Consider the following 7,817-nt stretch of genomic DNA (forward strand, 5'->3'; position numbering starts at 1 on the left):
CATACATTAAAATACTTCTCTATTTATTCATACACATCTATTTCACAGATTCCGATAAAAGGATCCCTGTATGACTGCTGCATCAAAAGTTTCAGATACCGTCCGCTCTTTGGTTCCACAACGTCAAGTGTTATTGTATGTGGTGCGCTTTGGGATGGGAAAGCACCTTCCGTGATTTTTGTCCAGGTAGTAGCATCCGGATCCGGATCATCACCTATAAAATATTGAAGGTCTTTTGTATCTCCGTTGCTGCGCCGTTGGGTAAATACCCGCCTTACGGTTTTACTCTCCGTCATATCGATAACGGCCCAGTGAGGTAATGGGACATTGGGACTCCAGGATGAATGCCAGTATTGACTATCCGAATAACTTCCATCAATGATCCGGTCTTTTCCTCCTCCGTCACTGGCTCTTTCGTCTGAAACCTCAACAGACCATCCGTATTTATCACATAACCCGAAATTATTCACAATAATCTCCTTTGTGATATTTCCGCCTTTGACGGTAACAGTAGTAAGTCCGCCGTATTGACCGGTGATGACCCCTCCCTGAGTGACCAGGGCGACACTTGGATCATCAGAGGCCCATACGACATTTTCGGTGGTATTTTCCGGAATCAGTTGAATAGACATCTGATAGGTACCGTCCGTATTAGTAACGATGGAATCGGCTGAAAGAATAAAATTTTCCAAAGCTACAAATTCCCTGACAGTCACCTCCATAGTAGCCATATTTTTACCTGAAGTTACGGATATGATGGAAAAACCCTCTTTACGGGCCGTTACCAATCCGGTCTGGCTTACTGTGGCAACACTGTCATTATCGCTCGACCAGTGATAATCATCACCAACCGGACTTACAGTCAATTGTATCTGATCGTCAATATATAACGTTGCAGAACTATGATCGATAAACGGAGGATTCTCTATATCATATTCAGGATATTCCTTACATCCCCACGTAGCAGCGATCAACAAAAGAATACAACATTGAAAAATAATTTTTGTTTTCATATGTATATAATTTATTTTTTAATGGTCATATGGGACCCTCATTTTAATATTCATTCTTTGGCGAGCTTTTGCTCATGAGGGTTCCATATCTATTCCTGTTATTCTTGATTTTCTTTAAATTCTAATCTCAATTCTTCCTGCATGACATACTTTTGCCCGCGATATACATAATCATAACGGAGAAGGAATGTCTTATACGTTTTATAGCCATCATTCTCAATCATGAAAATATTCGGAAAATCAGGATCGTCATCGATCTGGGTTACCCTGATGTCTTTCCAGGGAGTAATGGTTACATTATTGTCTTCATCCACTTCCAGCACAATGCATGCGTCCCTGATCAGGGCTAACTTCGATTCATAAGTTACCCCGCCGGCTACAACCCTCACTTTATTTCCGGATACGGGAAATACCTGCTTGGTACCCATTGCATTCACCCCATCACGCTTACCCCTGAAACTATAATAAGTCGCCGTCTTTTGGGTGGCATAGTAATTTTTCAGGAATACGCGGTACATCACTGTATTTTTCTCAGGATTCAATTCATAGGCATCGAATGAATTCACCCTAAGCGGGATAAAATAAGCCGAATCGGGAGAGAGCCCGTTCGCCCGGATACGGATCTTCATCCGCCCTGTTCTTTCCCCTGACGGAATGGTGATTCCGTAACTATCAATATCATACATATGTTCAGGAAGAAGATGGGCATATTTTTCATAATCCACGGCATAATTACTGTTGTTGTAAGCTGCCAGCAGGCTTTCATCCTTGATCATGGTGATGTTGATATCCTTGTCGGTCAGTAGGGAGCCACCGCAGGCAGCAGCTACATATCCTGCTGTCTCGGCCTCATTCAGGTCATGTTCTTCCGCAAAAACATTATAACCGTCATCACTCAGGAGGGCAAACTGTTTTTTATACTGTTCCCTCTCGAATAGTTCATCTCTGTCGCAGGAGTATATCCCGGCAACAAGTATGGAAATAATCAAAATATTCAGGTATCTCATATTCATTCTTTTAATTGTTAAATATTCTACCACCCCGGATTCTGGTCAAGTGACGGAAGGCGCCTCAATTCGGTCTTCGGAATGGGGACAAAGAGAAATTTCCGGTGAATTATTCTGTTACCCACACGGTTACTGTTCGGGATCACCCGCTGGTAATAAGTATCCCTTGTAGCACTGGTATTCATCCCCCTGATGGGTTCGCTCTCCGATTCTTCATAATCTCCCCATCGCCGGACATCAAAATAACGATGGTTTTCAAACATAAATTCTATCATCCGTTCTTTCTTTATTTTGGACATTACGAGATTGGCATCGGCAGCATCGGCATCGGTCAGACCAGGCAAACCGGCACGGTAACGTATCTGGTTGAATGCTTTTTTGATTTCTGCCGCATCCCGGGAAAAAGTTTGCGGATTCCCGTCATCCAGATCGACCGTATAACTTTCGCTACCCAGGTTGTTCAATGCCTCGGCATAGCCCATCAGTATTTCCGCATAGCGTATAATAGGAAACGCTTTGCTGACCCGCCGGGCATTTTCGCCGGCCCACGCATCCGATGGATGAACATATTTTTTCAGCACATAACCGGTAATGGGATGGTCATTGGGGTTCGGCGCTCCCGATCGTCCATTCGGGGAGTCATAATAATAGGTAATGGTCAGGTTCTTCTGGGAGTTGTCCGTAGTGGAAAGATTAGGCCAGACACACTCGCTGAATCCGACAGAAGCATAAAAACGCTTCTCACGGTTCACATACATATTGAATACGCCCGCATTCAACGAGTACCCTGAAAAGGAAGTTGGAGAGGTGGTATAACCCTGTTCGTCATAAGGATAGTCGGTACTGGAATCGGAAATAGTACGGCCATCCACCATTTCATAGGCATCTACAATTTTCTGTGTCACACACATACCATTCCATCCGCCGTTGGCTACCGGAAAAGAATGCCTGGTATAAGAGGTCAGCGAACTTGAAGTCCGTGCCCAGATGAACTCAGGATTCACATTCATTACGGTTTCCCCATCGAACATATCCGCATAGGATTTATAGTGATCTATACCGTCAGCTCCATCGGGAAAAGTATTGGTATAATCAGGATCCGGAATATTTACCGGAAGCGGCGGAGTACTCGCGTCTGCCGTCACAGTATGCAAGCTGTACATAGGCAATCCTTCGTGTTTCATGTCCATTACACGTTTTGCAGCTGCCGCAGCCACCGCCCACCTTCTCGGATCAGGAGTCTGTGAAATATAATGTTTCCCGTCGGTTTTCCGGGTCCAGTTACCGAAATACATTTTCGCAGGCGCTCCGCCGTTGAACAATGGACTGGCATGTAGCAGCCGCAACCTTGCGACCAATGCATAGGCAGCTCCTTTGGTCGGACGGCCGTATTCCAGCACCGAACCGACTTTATCCGGTAAAAAGGGCGCCGCTGCTTCAAGTTCCGTACAGACATATTCCATGGCCTCGTCATAGAGATCACGGGGCCTGTCGTAATAAGTGATCTCCTCATTGTTTTCAAGCATTTCATCACCCAGTAAGATCGGAGGCCCGAAATTCAACAGAAGGTTATAATAAGCATAAGCCCTGATAAAACGGGTATATCCCAATATGCGCAAACGTTCTGTTGCCGTCCAGTCCTTTGCTTCATCAATTCTTGCAAAGATGGTGTTACACTGACGGATGATCTTGTACCAGCTCCCCCATCTACTGATGATATTGCCAGGATTATCCGGAGTATATTGCCCTAATACATAGCCCATTCCCTGGAACTCAGAAGCTCCAAAAAGACAGAAAGCCTCGTCGGTAGCCATCGGTCCGGGAGTATACAAACCACTCCCAAAAATAGCGCCTTCATCCTGAAAACGACCGGCAGCATCCCACATGTATGCTTCGATGTATCTTTTCCTGGCGAATACAGTGTCCATGTTCATTTCTTCATCCAGATACTGGTCGATGTTCAGGTAATCGCAGGATGAAAAGGTTACCGAACAAAGCATCATTCCCGCCAATACCTGCATGAAATATTTCTTAAATTGCAATATATGATTCATAATAATGATTTTATCTGTTAAAACTGTACTTTTTACAGGTTAATATACAACTGCAGGGTATACACTGCAGGAATAGGGTAAACACGACCATTGAAATGGGCCTGTTCCGGATCAAAATCCTTCACTTTACTCCAGACATATAAGTTATTTCCAACCAACTGTATATCAACGGAAGTAATGCCGATTTTCCTGAGAAAATCATTTCTCAAGTTGTAATTAATGGTCACTTCCTGTAGCCGCAGATAACGGGCATCTTTCTTCCAGAAATCCGAAACCTGGGAATTGTTCTCGTTATATCCGTAGGTCAACCGGGGCAATGCAGCATTGGGATTTTCCGCCAATGCAGGATCTATACCGTTGGCCAATGCATATTCCCTGGTGAACCACCTGTTTTTAGGGTCGTTGAATCTTTTCAAAACATTGCCTGTTTCTCCGCCATGGAAAGGAACATAGCCGAGGCCGTTGGTATACCAGTAACCCTGGTACACCTGTTGACCGACACTGAAGTAATCCGTTTTTCCGGTACCTTTAAGCAAAAATCCGACCGTTATGTTTTTATAACGGAATTCTCCCCCGGCCCCGTACATCATCAACGGGTAATTCGGTTTGTAGGACAACGGCACCATATCGTCATTGTCTACCTTTCCGTCTCCGTTGATATCCTTATATTTTATATCGCCGGGCATCACTTCTCCAAAATTCTGTTTGGGACTGTAAGCGATATCGTCATCATCTTTAAAAAAGCCCATATTTTGTAATCCGCGAACCCCGTCGAGAGGTTGTCCGGTCCATTCCTGATAAGGATACTCCTGATACAGTCGTTCCCAGTTCTGCACTTCATTCTGGGAAAAAGTATAATTGGCACGTACGGTAAAACTCATGTCCTTGTTGATTTCCTGGGTATAGGCAATGTTACCGTCCGTCCCCCAGCTTTTCATTTTTCCGACATTCCCCCACGGCATATTGGTCAATCCTACATAGTCCGGCACCTGTACACGTTCCTTAAAGATCCCGTCGCGCTGGTCTTCAAAATAATCTACCGTAAAAGACAGTCGTTCCTTGAACATCCGTACATCTATACCCACATCATATTTTTCTGCTTTTTCCCAGATCAGGTTATCGGCGCCTTCCCGGTTCAAAGAAACCGATTCAATGTCTGATGATCCCCAGGGGGATACAGTTCCTGTCGATACCCTGGTCAGGTATGGAAAGCGGCTACCACCGATCCGGTCATTACCCACCGTTCCGTATGATCCCCTGATCTTGAAAAAATCAAGCCAGGGTAGCTGGTCTTTTATCCATTGATAAGCTGAGGGCACCCATCCCACGGCAATGGAAGGGAAAAAACCGTATTGTTTTCCCGGGGTAAAATTCTCACTTCCGGTAAACCCGAAATTGAAATCCACCATATAGGTATCCCGGAAACCATAGGTCAACCGGCTGGATATACCCTGATACCTGACAGGAATGGCGCTCAAACTACCGCTCGCATCATACGTATCCTTCTGGTCGCTGATGTAGTAATAGACCAGTCCTCCGACACGATGGTCCGTCCCAAAGACACGGTCATAGTGCAGGGTTGATTCAAAATGGTATTTGCGGAAGGATGTTTCACCTCTGGAATAATATATTTTTTCTTCAGGAACCTGCAGCTGAGTGATCAGGTCGCCTTTGCTGTTTCTCCCCAAAGCTCTGTATAATGGAGGTGTTGTGGCACGGCGCTCATTAAATTTTCCATTGCGGTTATAGGCGCCCTGTACCCTGAGTCTTAATCCTTCTGTCAGGAAAGAAAAATCCTGATTGATGGCAAGGGTAAACATCGCTTTATTTTCCTGAACGGTCCTTTTCCCGGTATGATTGATCAATACATAGGGAGAGATGCTTTCACTCGGACCGGCACCCGGTAGCTGGCCATTGGAGTATACGGTCGGATACAATAAAGGAGTAACCAGGGATTGGGCCTGCCAGATATAATCGGTATCGAACTGTCCCGGAAGATTATTGATGGACATGAACGCATCCGTACCAAAATACATGACGGTAGTTGGTGATAAATTGATATCCAGATTGGTACGGAAAGAATAAGTATTGTATCCGGCATTGGATGCATAGGGATTGTTTTTTTCCGCCTTATAAGCTGCTGTCTCATTGCTAAAACCAAGGCTGACAAAATAACGGGCAATCTCCCCTCCGCCCCTTGCACTTGCATAATAAGTCTGCTTGAAGGAAGCCTTATTGAGTATTTCCTTCTGCCAGTCTACATCCGGATAAAGGTCATTATCCAGGTTATCCCTGATCACAGCCAATTGTACATCACTATACCGGGCTTCTTCCCCACGCATGGCATAAGCTTCGTTGGCCAGCATGGCGTAATCATAAGCTCCCAGATAGTCCGGAAGCTTCCTCATCTGGGAAAGCGACCAGTTGGTCCGGAAATTGATCTGCAGCCTTCCGGCCTGTCCGCGTTTGGTAGTGACCAATATTACTCCGTTCGCCCCACGGACACCGTACACCGCTGTCGCTGAAGCATCTTTCAGTACGGAAAAACTCTCGATATCGGCAGGGTCGATGTCATTGATATTGCCTTCCAGACCGTCAATGAGCACCAAAGCGCCGGAATTAGCCCCGAAAGTACCGATACCGCGCACCCAAAGTTCGGCCAGGTTTTTACCCGGCTCTCCACTGGTCTGCATGGTAATGATCCCGGCTACTTTCCCCCCCAACATATTGGTCAGGGAGGGAGCAGGTACCTGCAGTTCCTTGGCATCAACGGAAGTAACGGCAGCCAGCGAAGATATCCTCCGTTGCGTCCCATGGGCCACAACAACTACTTCATCCATTTCAATAGCTTCGTCCGAAAACCGGATATCCAGATTCTTTTCTTCCTGGGTAACCAGGTATTCTACATTCTGGTATCCCACAAAGGTAAACACCAGCATATCGCCCCGGGAAGCCCTGATTGAAAATCTTCCGTCCGTATTGGTACTGGTTCCCAGATTCACCTTATCCTTGACGTATACCGTTACACCCGGCATCACCTGTCCTGTCTCATCATATACCGTCCCTTCTATGACGTAGTTTTGCTGTTGTTGCCCCGATAATGTAAAGCAGGCCATCAGCAAAGCAATGAATATACCGTATATTTTTTTGTTCATAAGTATATAATTATTTGTTGATTGTTATTCGATAGCTATCCTCCGGATACGACGATTCCCATAGTCGGAAACATAAATGATCCCTTCGGCGTCCACCACCAGTCCGTGAGGCTGGTTGAACAGGGCGTCGTCTTTCGACCCATCCTGAAATCCACGGTTTTCGGGAATACCAATGATGGTTTCTACCATCATAGTATTGGTGTTGATCATCCGTATACATTCATTTCCGTTATCCCCCACATAAAGATTTCCGTCCGAATCGAAATTGATCTGGCGCGGCTGCTTGAATTGGGCTATATCTAAAGGTCCGTCCCTAAATGCCCCGTTAGTTGCACCCGACAGTTTTTCAAATGTATTTTGAGGATCCCTGATATCGACACGGCAAAGACTGTGATTCACATTTCCGGCATCGGTACTGTAGGCGATCCACAGCTCATATTTATTGATCGGATGAAATGCGGCTCCATAGGCTATCCCACTGGGTATCTCGGCAACAATTTCAGCTACCCATGAAGTGGGATCGATCTTTACCAGTTGACCGCTGTTATAGCGGGTGTAATAATTCCCGTCTTCTTCACAATACAAACA

5 protein-coding genes are annotated in these 7,817 nt (G+C 45.6%); all 5 read right to left on the bottom strand.

Going from position 1 to position 7,817, the window contains the following annotated elements:
- Positions 1 to 23 precede the first annotated feature (23 nt).
- Positions 24 to 1,013, bottom strand: coding sequence for an Ig-like domain-containing protein (locus LBQ60_17810; GenBank protein MDR2039781.1), 990 nt, complete (start codon positions 1,011 to 1,013; stop codon positions 24 to 26).
- Positions 1,014 to 1,111: 98 nt separating this feature from the next.
- Entirely contained in the window at positions 1,112 to 2,020 is a 909-nt protein-coding gene (locus LBQ60_17815) for a DUF4361 domain-containing protein (protein ID MDR2039782.1), read from the bottom strand.
- Between the two features lie 26 nt (positions 2,021 to 2,046).
- Positions 2,047 to 4,074 carry a RagB/SusD family nutrient uptake outer membrane protein gene (locus LBQ60_17820; GenBank protein ID MDR2039783.1) on the bottom strand — a complete coding sequence of 676 codons (2,028 nt, stop codon included), beginning with the start codon at positions 4,072 to 4,074 and terminating at the stop codon, positions 2,047 to 2,049.
- 32 nt (positions 4,075 to 4,106) lie between these two features.
- Positions 4,107 to 7,229 (bottom strand): TonB-dependent receptor, encoded by a 3,123-nt coding sequence (locus LBQ60_17825; GenBank protein ID MDR2039784.1) that lies wholly within the window; start codon positions 7,227 to 7,229, stop codon positions 4,107 to 4,109.
- A gap of 24 nt (positions 7,230 to 7,253) precedes the next feature.
- A partial coding sequence (locus tag LBQ60_17830; protein ID MDR2039785.1) for an IPT/TIG domain protein occupies positions 7,254 to 7,817 on the bottom strand: 564 nt, incomplete at its 5' end.

The organism is Bacteroidales bacterium (assembly GCA_031275285.1).
Classification (GTDB): Bacteria; Bacteroidota; Bacteroidia; order Bacteroidales; family UBA4181; genus JAIRLS01.